Annotated in this window: 7 protein-coding genes, 2 tRNA genes and 3 rRNA genes; 6 read left to right on the forward strand and 6 right to left on the reverse strand. The window is 54.6% G+C overall.

From position 1 onward, the window contains the following. Positions 1–145 precede the first annotated feature (145 nt). From rrf to FKCLFG_RS16410, 5 genes are all read right to left on the reverse strand, one after another. A 5S ribosomal RNA gene (gene rrf, locus FKCLFG_RS16390) occupies positions 146–258 on the reverse strand. Positions 259–427: 169 nt separating this feature from the next. After that, positions 428–3302: ribosomal RNA gene (locus tag FKCLFG_RS16395) — 23S ribosomal RNA — on the reverse strand. A gap of 392 nt (positions 3303–3694) precedes the next feature. After that, positions 3695–3770, reverse strand: a tRNA-Ala gene (locus FKCLFG_RS16400). Between the two features lie 20 nt (positions 3771–3790). Beyond that, positions 3791–3867 (reverse strand) — tRNA-Ile (locus tag FKCLFG_RS16405). A 152-nt stretch (positions 3868–4019) separates the two neighbouring features. Beyond that, a 16S ribosomal RNA gene (locus FKCLFG_RS16410) occupies positions 4020–5552 on the reverse strand. The 16S, 23S and 5S rRNA genes sit together here with 2 tRNA genes alongside, the layout of an rRNA operon. A 692-nt stretch (positions 5553–6244) precedes the next feature. Here FKCLFG_RS16410 and FKCLFG_RS16415 point away from each other — a divergent pair. Further along, positions 6245–6418 carry a hypothetical protein gene (locus FKCLFG_RS16415; protein ID WP_472614130.1) on the forward strand — a complete coding sequence of 58 codons (174 nt, stop codon included), beginning with the start codon at positions 6245–6247 and terminating at the stop codon, positions 6416–6418. 77 nt (positions 6419–6495) lie between these two features. Here FKCLFG_RS16415 and FKCLFG_RS16420 read toward each other — a convergent pair whose 3' ends face one another. Beyond that, entirely contained in the window at positions 6496–7524 is a 1029-nt protein-coding gene (locus FKCLFG_RS16420) for a LacI family DNA-binding transcriptional regulator (RefSeq protein ID WP_472614131.1), read from the reverse strand. 690 nt (positions 7525–8214) lie between these two features. Between FKCLFG_RS16420 and FKCLFG_RS16425 the strand changes: the two genes are divergently transcribed. The 5 genes from FKCLFG_RS16425 to gcvP all read left to right on the forward strand — a co-directional run bounded on the left by FKCLFG_RS16425 (position 8215) and on the right by gcvP (position 14509). Continuing rightward, entirely contained in the window at positions 8215–8979 is a 765-nt protein-coding gene (locus tag FKCLFG_RS16425; protein WP_472614132.1) for an L-asparaginase, read from the forward strand. Positions 8980–9150: 171 nt separating this feature from the next. Beyond that, the gene (locus FKCLFG_RS16430; RefSeq protein WP_472614133.1) at positions 9151–9777 is read left to right on the forward strand and encodes a YitT family protein; all 627 of its coding nucleotides are present in this window, start codon (positions 9151–9153) and stop codon (positions 9775–9777) included. A 126-nt stretch (positions 9778–9903) separates the two neighbouring features. Continuing rightward, a complete protein-coding gene (gene gcvT, locus FKCLFG_RS16435) occupies positions 9904–11019 on the forward strand; it encodes a glycine cleavage system aminomethyltransferase GcvT (protein ID WP_472614134.1) in 1116 nt (371 codons plus the stop codon). Positions 11020–11192: 173 nt separating this feature from the next. Then, on the forward strand, positions 11193–11573 hold the full coding sequence (gene gcvH, locus FKCLFG_RS16440; RefSeq protein ID WP_472614135.1) for a glycine cleavage system protein GcvH: 381 nt from the start codon (positions 11193–11195) through the stop codon (positions 11571–11573). A gap of 23 nt (positions 11574–11596) precedes the next feature. Continuing rightward, positions 11597–14509, forward strand: a complete 2913-nt coding sequence (gene gcvP / locus FKCLFG_RS16445; RefSeq protein WP_472614136.1) for an aminomethyl-transferring glycine dehydrogenase — start codon at positions 11597–11599, stop codon at positions 14507–14509. Positions 14510–14558 lie beyond the last annotated feature (49 nt).

The following is a 14558-nucleotide window of genomic DNA, read 5'->3' on the forward strand; positions in this document are numbered from 1 at the left end:
GTCATGAGTAAAGCGGATGCGGAGTCATGCTGCTGGGGTTAGTGCGGTGGTTAATCAAGTGGAATTTTGAATACTGAAGGTATTTATGTGTTGGAGCGCATAAAAAAACCCCCGTAGGATGAGTACGGGGGTTTTAGGGATAACAGCCTGACGATGACCTACTTTCACACGTGTTGACGCACTATCATCGGCGCGAAGTCGTTTCACGGTCCTGTTCGGGATGGGAAGGGGTGGTACCGACTTGCTATGGTCATCAGGCATAACTTGTAACATCGTTTGCTACTGCGTATATCGTATTGCTACGAGTGTGCATGTCAGCAAGCGACGCAATCTGGAAGAAGTAAAGATATATTATTTTTGGGTTGTGACTGCCAAAGTTGTCAAACACAAGTTTTACTCATTGATTTCTATAACCTGCCAAGGTTATAGGGACAAGCCTTACGGGCAATTAGTACTGGTTAGCTTAACGCATTACTGCGCTTCCACACCCAGCCTATCAACGTCCTGGTCTCGAACGACCCTTCAAGGAGCTCAGGGCTCCAGGGAAATCTCATCTTAAGGCAAGTTTCCCGCTTAGATGCTTTCAGCGGTTATCTCTTCCGAACTTAGCTACCCGGCAATGCCACTGGCGTGACAACCGGTACACCAGAGGTTCGTCCACTCCGGTCCTCTCGTACTAGGAGCAGCCCCCTTCAAATTTCCAACGCCCACGGCAGATAGGGACCAAACTGTCTCACGACGTTTTAAACCCAGCTCACGTACCACTTTAAATGGCGAACAGCCATACCCTTGGGACCGGCTACAGCCCCAGGATGTGATGAGCCGACATCGAGGTGCCAAACTCCCCCGTCGATATGAACTCTTGGGAGGAATCAGCCTGTTATCCCCAGAGTACCTTTTATCCGTTGAGCGATGGCCCTTCCATACAGAACCACCGGATCACTATGTCCTACTTTCGTACCTGCTCGACTTGTCAGTCTCGCAGTTAAGCACGCTTATGCCATTGCACTAACAGCACGATGTCCGACCGTACCTAGCGTACCTTCGAACTCCTCCGTTACACTTTGGGAGGAGACCGCCCCAGTCAAACTGCCTACCATGCACTGTCCCCGATCCGGATAACGGACCAAGGTTAGAATCTCAAACAAACCAGGGTGGTATTTCAAGGTTGGCTCCACGCAAACTAGCGTTCACGCTTCAAAGCCTCCCACCTATCCTACACAGATTGGTTCAAAATTCAATGCAAAGCTACAGTAAAGGTTCATGGGGTCTTTCCGTCTAGCCGCGGGTAGATTGCATCATCACAACCACTTCAACTTCGCTGAGTCTCGGGAGGAGACAGTGTGGCCATCGTTACTCCATTCGTGCAGGTCGGAACTTACCCGACAAGGAATTTCGCTACCTTAGGACCGTTATAGTTACGGCCGCCGTTTACTGGGACTTCAATCAAGAGCTTGCACCCCATCATTTAATCTTCCAGCACCGGGCAGGAGTCACACCATATACGTCCACTTTCGTGTTTGCATAGTGCTGTGTTTTTATTAAACAGTCGCAGCCACCAGTTTATTGCAACCCTTTCATCCTTCCCCCGCAGGGGGGTCAAACTACCAGGGCGTACCTTATCCCGAAGTTACGGTACCAATTTGCCGAGTTCCTTCTCCCGAGTTCTCTCAAGCGCCTTAGAATACTCATCTCGCCCACCTGTGTCGGTTTGCGGTACGGTCTTGTATGACTGAAGCTTAGAGGCTTTTCTTGGAACCACTTCCAATTGCTTCGCGAACAAGTTCGCTCGTCTCAACCCCTTGAATTACGCCCCCGGATTTGCCAAAGGGCCTTCTACAAGTCAAGAACCGGCACTTCCAACCGCCGGACAACCTTCTGTGATCCGTCCCCCCATCGCATCATACAATGGTGCAGGAATATTAACCTGCTTCCCATCAGCTACGCATCTCTGCCTCGCCTTAGGGGCCGACTCACCCTGCTCCGATGAACGTTGAACAGGAAACCTTGGGCTTACGGCGTGGAGGCTTTTCACCCCCATTATCGCTACTCATGTCAGCATTCGCACTTCTGATACCTCCAGCATCCTTTACAAGACACCTTCGCAGGCTTACAGAACGCTCTCCTACCATATCCTTACGGATATCCGCAGCTTCGGTGACTGGCTTAGCCCCGTTACATCTTCCGCGCAGGACGACTCGATCAGTGAGCTATTACGCTTTCTTTAAAGGATGGCTGCTTCTAAGCCAACCTCCTGACTGTTTTAGCCTTCCCACTTCGTTTTCCACTTAGCCAATCTTGGGGACCTTAGCTGGCGGTCTGGGTTGTTTCCCTCTTGACGCCGGACGTTAGCACCCGACGTCTGTCTCCCACGCTCGCACTCATCGGTATTCGGAGTTTGCAATGGTTTGGTAAGTCGCGATGACCCCCTAGCCATAACAGTGCTCTACCCCCGATGGTGATACGTGAGGCACTACCTAAATAGTTTTCGGAGAGAACCAGCTATTTCCAAGTTTGTTTAGCCTTTCACCCCTACCCACAGCTCATCCCCTAATTTTTCAACATTAGTGGGTTCGGACCTCCAGTGCGTGTTACCGCACCTTCATCCTGGCCATGAGTAGATCACTTGGTTTCGGGTCTACACCCAGCGACTAAATCGCCCTATTCGGACTCGATTTCTCTACGGCTTCCCTATACGGTTAACCTTGCCACTGAATGTAAGTCGCTGACCCATTATACAAAAGGTACGCAGTCACGGAACAAGTCCGCTCCTACTGTTTGTATGCACACGGTTTCAGGATCTATTTCACTCCCCTTCCGGGGTTCTTTTCGCCTTTCCCTCACGGTACTGGTTCACTATCGGTCGATATCGAGTATTTAGCCTTGGAGGATGGTCCCCCCATGTTCAGACAGGATTTCTCGTGTCCCGCCCTACTTGTCGCAAGCTTAGTACCACAATAAACATTTCGTGTACGGGGCTATCACCCTCTATGGCAGCCTTTTCCAAAGCTTTCCACTATGTCTACTGCTATTGCTTGCAGGCTCTTCCCATTTCGCTCGCCGCTACTTTGGGAATCTCGGTTGATTTCTTTTCCTGTAGCTACTTAGATGTTTCAGTTCGCCACGTTCGCTTTGCACACCTATGTATTCAGTGTGCAATGACCTTTCGGCCGGGTTTCCCCATTCGGAAATCTGCGGATCAAAGCGTGTTTGCTCGCTCCCCGCAGCTTATCGCAAGCTACTACGTCCTTCATCGCCTGATATCGCCAAGGCATCCACCATGTGCACTTATTCACTTGTCCCTATAACGTTGGCTTCTAACCCGATAGTGCTGTTCATGCACGGATTAAAAACCGGTTATAGGATATTTCTATGAGTATTACTTTAGCGTTTGCCGTATTGCAAGGAATTTGTATTTAAAACATCTTAACAAACTCGCTTTTAATACTTTTTGATTTGATACAATCACAACCCATCAAGTCATACAGATCCATCAATGTGCACGCCTGGCATTGCTGCCGCGATATTGCTATCAACGTGGGCATCGATTTATCCATACTCCTTGATAAATCTTTACTTCTTCCAAATTTTTAAAGAACGAAACAGCTAATGGCTTAAGAAACCAAACCTGAATTTTTCATGCACCTCTTACTTTTGCATGAGTGACTCAGGTTTGTATTCTTGATCAGTTACGTGGTGGAGGTTGACGGGATCGAACCGACGACCCCCTGCTTGCAAAGCAGGTGCTCTCCCAGCTGAGCTAAACCCCCAGTATCTTTTTTATACTCTTTGGTAGGTCTGGTTGGACTCGAACCAACGACCCCTGCGTTATCAACACAGTGCTCTAACCAGCTGAGCTACAGACCCGCTTGAATCAGCGACTAGTCAACTCTGCGCTGTTGGTCGTGCGGCTCTTCTTACACAACACACACGCTGGCAGTCCAATTACTGTTCATTGCTGCTCTTCTTTTTCATAACAGTCGATAAGTGTGAACACTTGACTTCAGCACATACTCTAGAAAGGAGGTGATCCAGCCGCACCTTCCGATACGGCTACCTTGTTACGACTTCACCCCAGTCACGAATCCCACCGTGGTAAGCGCCCTCCTTGCGGTTAAGCTACCTACTTCTGGTGAAACCCGCTCCCATGGTGTGACGGGCGGTGTGTACAAGACCCGGGAACGTATTCACCGCGACATGCTGATCCGCGATTACTAGCGATTCCAACTTCATGTAGTCGAGTTGCAGACTACAATCCGGACTACGATACACTTTCTGGGATTAGCTCCCCCTCGCGGGTTGGCGGCCCTCTGTATGTACCATTGTATGACGTGTGAAGCCCTACCCATAAGGGCCATGAGGACTTGACGTCATCCCCACCTTCCTCCGGCTTGTCACCGGCAGTCTCATTAGAGTGCCCTTTCGTAGCAACTAATGACAAGGGTTGCGCTCGTTGCGGGACTTAACCCAACATCTCACGACACGAGCTGACGACAGCCATGCAGCACCTGTGTTACGGCTCTCTTTCGAGCACCCTCTGATCTCTCAAAGGTTCCGTACATGTCAAGGGTAGGTAAGGTTTTTCGCGTTGCATCGAATTAATCCACATCATCCACCGCTTGTGCGGGTCCCCGTCAATTCCTTTGAGTTTTAATCTTGCGACCGTACTCCCCAGGCGGTCTACTTCACGCGTTAGCTGCGTTACTAAGTCAATTAAGACCCAACAACTAGTAGACATCGTTTAGGGCGTGGACTACCAGGGTATCTAATCCTGTTTGCTCCCCACGCTTTCGTGCATGAGCGTCAGTGTTATCCCAGGGGGCTGCCTTCGCCATCGGTATTCCTCCACATATCTACGCATTTCACTGCTACACGTGGAATTCTACCCCCCTCTGACACACTCTAGCCATGCAGTCACAAATGCAGTTCCCAGGTTGAGCCCGGGCATTTCACATCTGTCTTACATAACCGCCTGCGCACGCTTTACGCCCAGTAATTCCGATTAACGCTTGCACCCTACGTATTACCGCGGCTGCTGGCACGTAGTTAGCCGGTGCTTATTCTTCAGGTACCGTCATTAGTAAGCTATATTAGAACTCACCGTTTCTTCCCTGACAAAAGAGCTTTACAACCCGAAGGCCTTCTTCACTCACGCGGCATTGCTGGATCAGGGTTGCCCCCATTGTCCAAAATTCCCCACTGCTGCCTCCCGTAGGAGTCTGGACCGTGTCTCAGTTCCAGTGTGGCTGGTCGTCCTCTCAGACCAGCTACTGATCGTGGCCTTGGTAGGCTTTTACCCTACCAACTAGCTAATCAGATATCGGCCGCTCCACGAGCACAAGGTCCTTGCGAATCCCCTGCTTTCCTCCGTAGATCGTATGCGGTATTAGCGCAACTTTCGCTGCGTTATCCCCCACTCGAGGGTACGTTCCGATATATTACTCACCCGTTCGCCACTCGCCACCAGAGCAAGCTCCGTGCTGCCGTTCGACTTGCATGTGTAAGGCATGCCGCCAGCGTTCAATCTGAGCCAGGATCAAACTCTTCAGTTTAATCTCTGTTTTATGTCATTGCTGACATGGTCCATTTTACCGGACCGGTCGCTCACTCAAAATACTGACAGGCTCTTCTTGAAGTTGCCTCCAAAAAGATCCTATTTTTCTTCTGTGCGAGCATTTGATATTTTAAGTTTCACAACAGATACTTTCGCATCCGTCGCGGCGCTTCCATCAAGTGCTCACACTTATCGACTGTTAGTTGTTAAAGATCTTTCTTTTCTCCGCTAGCCCTGGCATCTTCACCCGGACCAACCAGACTGCAAAGCGTTTTGTTTGCAGCGCTGAAGAGGGCAGATTATGCAGCGTTTTTCTTACTCAGTCAACATTTTCTTTCGTCACACCCGGCGCAAACTTCAACTCCCTGCACCCCGCGTTTCGTCTAATCCCGCCAACTTCCGCTGCCACTTCTCTCCCTGCTTATCGCCCCGCCTCTCAGCGGGAGCCGAACTATAGCAAACGTCGCTGAACTTTGGCAAGCGCTTTTCTAAAAATGCTTGCATCCCTTCCTTTTGGTCGGAGGTGGCGAACCAAGCCCGCATCAAGCGCATCTGAGCTAATTATTTACATGATATTTTTCGCACACCATTTGGTGTCATGCCAGTTATCGCGTACTCTATATATAAAGAAGCGGCAGAATCTACAGTATCGTCCGCCCCCTAATTTCAACACAGACCCGGGACTATCCATTGGCCAAGCCTAATTACCAATTCGAAAAGCGTCAAAAAGACCTTGCAAAAAAACGCAAGAAAGAAGAAAAATTACAGCGCAAGTCGATACCGAAGACCGATGCTACAGATGAGGGCGCTTCAAGCGAAGGCGAGCCAAACGCCGATGCTAATCCGGCACCCGACCAACAATAGTCATTACACACGATCTTGCGCGCGCCCGAGGCACCAGGTGACAAGGCAGCAGCTTTCTTACTACCCCGGCGCGGCGCTCAGATAGAGTATCTACAAAGCAGTTGTATCGGTATCGGATTGATATCGGTGAGCTGCTTTCCTACGTTAATTTGCAGCAACGCATCCACGACCGAACTCAACAGGGTCGGTATGTGCTGCGCAATCAAGTAATCGATGACCTCCTCCTTGAGCAATTGACTGCTTGCAGGATTAAGTTCGTGCGCTATATATAGAAGATTACTGCGGCCGCAATCCTGTACTGCCTGGGCCAAGCTGCGGTTGTCGCCACTCAAATCATATAGTGCATTGATATCGGGCCGCATCGACAGCACCTCGCACAAGGCAGGATACGTATCCTCGGCATCATCCTCACCTTTGACAATCTCAAAAAGATTTATCTGTGGGTGGCTTTGCCGCAATAAGGCGCGGCAGCCGATTTCCCTGTCCTCATGGCTGCGGTAAGAGGCGCTATTCACCACCAGTGCCACATTGGCTACAGGCAAGTGTTTCAGGTGACTGCCTAATAGAAAAGCCGCTGTTTGCCCTGCGGCGCGATTATCAATCCCGACATGACAATGACGCGCATCGGCGTCGACATCGGTATTAAAACTCACGACCGGAATCTGGCGTCGCTTGAGAGCGCGTAGGCGGTTGCCGACCAGTTCGGTATTTCTGGCAGAAATCGCCACGCCATCGCATTTTTCTCCGATGGTTGCCAGGTAGTCACTCAATTTCTCATCTTCATTCGCCGCAAACCGCACCACGCCAAGCTTGCAACCGCGTGATCGGAATATCTCTGTGGAATCGGCCAGCGCCGCTTCCAAGGCGTCGGCAAATGCATCGCTGCCTTGCACGCAAAACTGGAAATGCCTGCTTGCAACCGGTGCCGCAGGGCTGGGTGCGCTAGCGTCGGCGGCGGTTTTTTCCAGCTCTGCCGCGACCCGTGCGACCAAGTCGCGGGTGCGCGGGTGAACCCCAGGTCGGTTGTTGATCACACGATCGACCGTGGCACGGCTCAGTCCGGAAGCTTCCACGATCTCATTCAGTGCTGCTCGTCGTCGCATCATTTTGATCCTTTTTTATCCTACTGATGCATTTAAACTCATCAGAATTACATTGAGGCGAGAGTCTACCGGCTACAGGGCGTCTTGCAAAGTGGTTCAACACCAGATGGGCTGCACGCAAAATTGCGCAAGAAAGAGAGAAAGAAAGTTTGAACGACTACAAACATGCAATTCACATATTGTTTTTGCTGACAAATGATTCAAATCAGATACTTTTACTTCAACAAATAAATCATGATGACATTTAAGAAATTTAATATTCATCAAAAATAAATTAATTTTGATATCGTCATAAATCATTGTTAGTGATCACAACTCCTATAAATTGCAATTTCAGGCAAATAAATTTATAAAGTTTTAAATTTATAGAAATAAACTCATTTTTCATCATTTCGATCTCATTACGCAATATTTCCTCGGCAGATCCAATCGACATGCTTTTGCATGTTTTTTATGCAAGGTGAATTGCCATTGACACCAAAAATCGGTGCTGCAACGCGTTACAATCAGGCTCTGAACTCGGCAACGCAGCTGCAGCGGGCTATTTCCAACTTCTATTCCGGCATTTGTCGCAGCCCTGCGAAGTAATATGTACTGCATACTGTATTTTTACTTCCGCTTTAAATACATGTGGAAAATGCACACTTATTACTTATACTCCCACTATTTATCTAATATTGAAACTGCTTTAGCATGCAACCGATCGCTCCCGGCACCGTCGTTTTCCACCGTTTTCGCGGATATGGGGTTCTGACTGCGGTAAATTTGCTGTCAGGCTGGGTGTCGGTGCGCTTCGGCCAGGAATCGCACACGCTCGATCTGTGCCTGTCGTCCGACCAGCTGCAACAAGCAGATGGCGAGCCGATCCTGTTTCGCCGCAATCCGCCCGAACGCATGCCACATGCGCGTCTGATGGCGATGGTGCGCGCGCTGCATGGCGCCGGTTATCAGCGGCTGTATCTGTATTCATGGCCGAAACCGTCCGGCTTGCACTGGCATTGGCACCTGTTTACCGGGGCGCGCAACTGGAACGCGCGGCCGCTGCGCGCCGGCTGGTTCGGCTCCGGGGCCGATTACATCTTTAATCCGGTGCTGGGTTGGGGTGATGCGCCGGGAGCATCGACTGCGGAATTGATTCAGGCTCTGGCACAGTTCGACCCGGAAGGCCTGTCGCATGCGCTCGGCCATGATGCCGATCACAGCGCATGGTTTGCCGCTATCTGCGACGCCTTGCTGCCGGATTATGCTTACAGCTTTGGCTGGGAAGCGCCGAATGCCGCAGCGGCGTCTGCCAGCCTTGCCGGCGCGGCGCTGCAGGCCATGCCGGTGCGTCAGGGATTGCCCGCTTACAGCGGCGCGGAGCTGCCGTTGGCGCCGGGCTTGCAGCATCTGAGTCGGCCGCACAACATTTTTCCTTCCCTCAAAAGTGGCGCCGAATGCCTGTTGCGAGGCGCTTGAAATCCGCTGAAAAGCACAGCTCCCACTGGTAAAAGTTACGTACTGCCGCGATGGATTCCAATCCCATCGGCATCTATCACAATGTGCGGTTTTGTGCGTTAATGTCCGATTTTCCTTGCCGGAGAATCCTCTTTCACGGATTCTTGCATCCATTCTGATCGCGCCATCGACATGACACCCGCCGCCATTATTCCTCCCGTCCTTCCGCCCACCCACAGCCTGTTTGAAGACATTCTGGCGCTCTTTATCGGCACTCTGTTTGTCTCGCTCGGCATCGCCATGTTCAACCAGGCAGGATTGATTACCGGCGGCACTGCTGGCCTCGCGTTTCTGATCCATTACACCACCCAAATTCCGTTCGGCGCGGCATTTTTCGTCATCAATTTGCCATTCTATTTCCTGGCGTTGCGGCGCATGGGCTGGCGCTTCACCATCAGGACTTTTTGTGCGGTGGCGCTGGTATCGGTATTTTCCAGCTTGCATCCGCAGTTTGTGCATTTCAGCACACTGACACCGGTGTATGTCGCGCTGATGGGCGGATTTCTGATGGGAACCGGGTTCATCGTGCTGTTTCGCCATCAGGCCAGCCTGGGTGGCGTCAACATCCTCTCGCTCTACCTGCAAGACAAATACGGGATTCGTGCCGGAAAATTGCAGATGGCCGTCGATGTCGTCATCGTGCTGGCTTCGCTGCTGGTGGTCAACCTGACGGCCCTGCTGGCTTCGATTCTGGGTGCGGTGGCGCTGAATCTGGTCATCATGCTGAACCATCGCCCCGGCCGCTACATGACGGTATGAACCGGCGTCCGCCCGCTTCAGGCGGACACCGTCCAAAATTTGACACCTGCGACTGCTGCGCATATATTTTGAGTTCTTGATTGGAACAGGGCAGTCATGCTGCCGCCAAAACGACGCGAGGTTTTCATGACACTTCAAGCGACTCCACTTAACGCCGCGCACCGTGCCGCTGGCGCCCGCATGGTCGATTTCGGCGGTTGGGACATGCCGGTCAACTACGGCTCGCAAATCGAGGAGCACCTCGCGGTGCGCAGCGATTGCGGCATGTTCGACGTTTCGCATATGTGCGTGGTCGATCTGGAGGGCGCCAATGCGCGCGCCTTCCTGCGCGGCCTGGTTGCCAACAATGTCGATAAATTGCAAATACCCGGCAAGGCGCTGTATTCCTGCATGCTCAATGCCGACGGCGGTGTAATCGACGATCTGATCATTTATTTCTTCAGCGAAAACTGGTTCCGGCTGGTGGTCAATGCCGGCACCGCTGAAAAAGACCTGGTCTGGATTGCGGCCCAGAACAACAAAACCGGCAGCGGCCTCGTCATCACCCAGCGTCGCAGCGGCGCTGACGCGCTGGCGCTGATTGCGGTGCAAGGACCGAATGCACGCGCCAGGGTGTGGCAGGTGCTGCCGCAAACGCAAACCGCCAGCGCGCAATTAAAACCTTTCAATGCAGTCGTGGCGGCCGACACGCCGTTCGGCGAAGTGATGCTGGCGCGCACCGGTTACACCGGCGAAGATGGCTTCGAACTGGCCTTGCCGGCCACCCAAGCCGAAGCGTTGTGGAATGCGCTGGCAGCCGCCGGCGTCAAACCCGCCGGTCTGGGCGCGCGCGACACGCTGCGGCTGGAAGCCGGCATGAATTTGTACGGCCAAGACATGGATGACACCGTCAATCCGCTCGACGCCGGTCTGGCCTGGACCATCGATCTGGTCAGTGACCGCGATTTTATCGGCAAGGCGGCGCTGCTGACCAAAGGGCAACAGGCGCAATTTCTCGGTCTGATCCTGCGTGAAAAAGGCGGCGTGCTGCGCGCCCACCAGAAAGTCGCCACCGACAAAGGGCAGGGCGAAATCACCAGCGGCACCTTCAGCCCGACCCTGCAGCAAGCGATTGCGCTGGCGCGCCTGCCGCTCGGCGTAGAGGTGGGCGACACGGTCCAGGTTGAAATCCGCGGCAAGAAGCTGGCGGCGGCAGTGGTCAAGCCGCCGTTTGTGCGCCACGGCAAAATTCTGCTTTCCTGATTTCTGCCTGCCGCGTTATTCAAATCGAAAAAACGCGGAGTATATGCAAACTTATTATTGTTTATATGCTGAAATATATGTGGCATCTATGAGTATATGTAGTTTCGAGCTTTCGTAGGGTGCGCCATGCGCACCTACTGCACTAAAAAATTTTCCATCCCTGGAGTCAAAAAATGAACATTCCCGCAGAACTCAAATACAGCGAATCCCACGAATGGGCGCACGCCGAAGCCGATGGCACCATCAGCGTCGGCATCACCGATTATGCGCAGGATGCGCTGGGCGATATCGTGTTTGTCGAATTGCCGATCATCGGCCAGCAGCTGACCGCCGGCAAGGATTGCGCGGTGGTGGAATCGGTCAAGGCGGCCAGCGACATTTATGCGCCGCTCAGCGGCGAAGTGGTGGCGGTCAATGATGCGCTGGGCGACGCGCCCGAGCAAATCAACCAGAACGCTTATGCAGCCTGGCTGTTCAAGCTGAAGCCGGCCGACCTCGGCGACCTGGATGGCCTGCTCGATGCGGCGGCCTACCGCACCAAGATCGACGCCTGAACTTTCCATAACGACTCCAGATCATGACCCGCGCCAGCCTGTCCCAACTTGAAGCACGCGACGCTTTCATCGCGCGCCATATCGGCCCGTCCGAATCCGAACAACAGGCGATGCTGGCTGTCGTCGGCTACCCGAGCCGCAGCGCGCTGATCGACGCCATCGTGCCGCCCAACATCCGCCGCAAGGATGCATTGCCGCTCGGCCAGTTCACCCAGCCGCTGCCCGAGCAGGCGGCTCTGGCCAAGCTGAAAGGCCTGGCTGCCAAGAACCGCGTGTTCAAGTCGATGATCGGGCAGGGCTATTACAACACCTTCACGCCGGGCGTAATCCTGCGCAACCTGTTTGAGAATCCGGCCTGGTACACCGCATACACGCCGTATCAGCCGGAGATATCCCAAGGCCGGTTGGAAGCGATTCTGAATTTCCAGCAAATGATCACCGACATGACCGGGATGGCGATCGCCAACGCGTCGATGCTCGATGAAGGCACTGCCAGCGCCGAAGCGATGACGCTGATCCAGCGCGTCGGCAAATCCAATTCGAACGTATTTTATGTGGCCGACGACGTGCTGCCGCAAACCCGTGAAATCATCGAAACCCGCGCCCGGCCGCTCGGCATCGAAGTGCGCACCTGCAGCGGCGAGGGCAAGGACGGAAAGGACGACAGCGCGCTGCACAACGATTGTTTCGGCGTGCTGCTGCAATATCCGGGCGTGAATGGCGAAGTGCGCGATTACCGCGAATACGTCAAAGCGATGCACGCCAAGGGCGCGCTGGTGATCGTCGCCGCCGATCTGCTGGCGCTGGCGCTGCTGACGCCGCCGGGCGAGTGGGGCGCCGATGTGGTGGTCGGCAATAGCCAGCGCTTCGGCGTGCCGCTCGGTTTCGGCGGACCGCACGCCGGTTACCTGGCTACCCGCGAAGCATTCAAGCGAAGCATGCCGGGCCGTCTGGTCGGCGTCACCGTCGATGCGCAGGGCAATAACGCGTACCGGCTGGCGCTGCAAACCCGCGAACAGCATATCCGGCGCGAGAAAGCCACTTCCAACATCTGCACCGCGCAAGTCTTGCTGGCGGTGATGGCCTCGATGTATGCGGTGTATCACGGTCCCCACGGCATCCGCCGCATTGCGCAGCGCGTGCATCGATACACCAGCGTGCTGGCGGCCGGCTTGCGCGGACTCGGCTACGGCATCGCCAATGTGGCCTTTTTCGACACCCTGACGGTGCAAGTCAAGCTGGCCGACAAGCTGCACGCTGCAGCGCAGGCGCAGGGTCTGAATCTGCGCAAAATCGACGACCATCATGTCGGCATCTCGCTCGATGAAACCACCGAACGTGGCGACGTGCAATTGCTGTGGGCGATTTTTGCGCAGGAAAGGCAGGGGCAGGCACAGGCGCTCGATTTCGACGCCATCGAAGCCGATGTCAACGATGCGTTTCCGGCTGCGCTGGCGCGCCGCAGCGGCTTCCTGACGCATCCGGTCTTCAACCGCTATCACGCCGAGCACGAAATGTTGCGCTACCTGCGCAGCCTCGCCGACAAGGATCTGGCGCTCGACCGCAGCATGATTCCGCTCGGCTCCTGCACCATGAAACTCAACGCCACCAGCGAAATGCTGCCAGTCAGCTGGCCCGAATTTTCCAGCATCCATCCGTATGCGCCGACCGGCCAGACCATCGGCTACCGCGAAATGATCGACCAGCTGGAAGAAATGCTGTGCGCGGCCACCGGTTACGCCGCCGTATCGTTGCAGCCGAACGCCGGCTCGCAAGGCGAATACACCGGCCTGCTGGTGATCCAGGCGTATCACGCGTCGCGCGGCGACGCGCATCGCAACGTCTGTCTGATTCCATCCTCGGCGCATGGCACCAATCCGGCCTCGGCCACGATGGCCGGAATGCAGGTGGTGGTGGTGGCCTGCGACGCCCGCGGCAATGTCGATCTGGCCGACCTGAAAGCCAAGGCCGAACTCCATAGCAACAACTTGGCGGCGGCGATGGTGACTTACCCGTCGACCCACGGCGTGTTCGAGGAAGGCGTGCAGCAATTGTGCGAAATCGTCCACGCGCACGGCGGCCAGGTCTACATCGACGGCGCCAACATGAATGCCTTGGTCGGCGTCGCCGCGCCCGGCCAGTTCGGCGGCGACGTCAGCCACCTGAATCTGCACAAGACTTTCTGCATCCCGCACGGCGGTGGCGGCCCCGGCGTCGGCCCGGTTGCGGTCGGCGCGCATCTGGCCAAGTTTCTGCCGAATCTGCGCAGCGCCGGCTACCAGCGCGACGCCGCCGGCATCGGCGCGGTCAGCGCGGCCCCGTTCGGCTCGGCCAGCATTTTGCCGATTTCGTGGATGTATATCGCGATGATGGGCGCGGCAGGTTTGACCGCCGCCACCGAAGTCGCGATCCTGGCCGCCAATTACATTGCGCGCCGTCTGACGCCGCACTATCCGGTGCTGTATTCGGGCCACGACGGGCTGGTCGCGCACGAATGCATCCTCGATCTGCGTCCGCTGACCGCCGCCACTGGCATCAGCAACGAAGACGTCGCCAAGCGCCTGATGGATTTCGGCTTCCACGCGCCGACCATGAGCTTCCCGGTGCCGGGCACGCTGATGATCGAGCCGACCGAAAGCGAATCGCAAGCCGAGATCGACCGTTTCATCGACGCGATGATCGCGATCCGGCAAGAAATCGCCCAGGTCGCCAGCGGCGAATTCGACCGCGCCGACAACCCGTTGAAACATGCGCCGCATACCGCGCAGGTGGTCTGCGGCGACCTCTGGGAACATGCGTACAGCCGTGAAATTGCAGCCTATCCGGTGGCCGCGCTGCGCCAGCAAAAATACTGGCCGACGGTTGGGCGCGCCGACAACGTGTATGGCGACCGCAAGCTGTTCTGCGGCTGCGTGCCGATCGGCGAATACGAGTAAGAAACGCGCAAAAAAACAGCCAGCGGAAGTTCTTCCGCCTTCCCCGCGA

The sequence above is a fragment of the Gelidimonas denitrificans genome, from assembly GCF_055694065.1.